Source organism: Mesorhizobium abyssinicae, assembly GCF_049887195.1.
GTDB classification, from domain to species: Bacteria; Pseudomonadota; Alphaproteobacteria; order Rhizobiales; family Rhizobiaceae; genus Mesorhizobium; species Mesorhizobium abyssinicae.
Map to the genome: position 1 here is coordinate 1 of NZ_JARAKC010000171.1, position 236 is coordinate 236.

Sequence of the window (236 nt, forward strand, 5' to 3'; positions counted from 1 at the left end):
GTCATGCGGACCGGCTCCAGGCAGGCTCCCAGCCGTCGTGCGAGCTGTGCCGCGGGCTGCTCGTTGAGCGGCCCGGCGGAGTCGTAATGATAGGCAACCGGCCTTTCCCGCTCGCGTCGATCAACCAAAAGCAGCGACCAGTGGGTGCCGCGGCGTTCAGGATCGGTAGCGCTGGCATCGTTGACAGGCAGGAACAGGAAGTCGGCTGTATCACTGCCATTGCGATCATAGACGAT

Annotated in this window: 1 protein-coding gene; it reads right to left on the reverse strand. The window is 63.6% G+C overall.

Annotation, left to right across the window (positions count from 1 at the left end; translation table 11 throughout):
- Nucleotides 1–236 (reverse strand): hypothetical protein (locus PU724_RS34115; RefSeq protein WP_426213879.1); only part of this gene is annotated, 236 nt, incomplete at both ends.